Here is a 215-nt window from a genome sequence, read left to right on the forward strand (position 1 = left end):
AAAAAGCGCAGGTTAAAGATATATTCTGACGGTCTTATTGGTGCAAGAATAAAGACCATCTTTGATGATGAGCATGGTCTTTATGGGGCTAAACGCATCGCCGCAAGCCTTAAGGAAGACCTGGCGTATACCCCGGTCAATCACAAGAAAGTCGCACGAATCATCAAAAGCCATGGGACTTTAAAGGCTTTAGTAAACGGCGTCGATGCACCACC

At 45.6% G+C, this 215-nt stretch carries 1 protein-coding gene; it reads left to right on the forward strand.

Going from position 1 to position 215, the window contains the following annotated elements; genetic code table 11:
- Positions 1-215: helix-turn-helix domain-containing protein (locus QP891_RS11795; protein ID WP_284806007.1), on the forward strand; the 215-nt coding region annotated here is incomplete at both ends.

The sequence above is a fragment of the Corynebacterium sp. MSK310 genome, from assembly GCF_030227355.1.
Classification (GTDB): domain Bacteria; phylum Actinomycetota; class Actinomycetes; order Mycobacteriales; family Mycobacteriaceae; genus Corynebacterium; species Corynebacterium rhinophilum.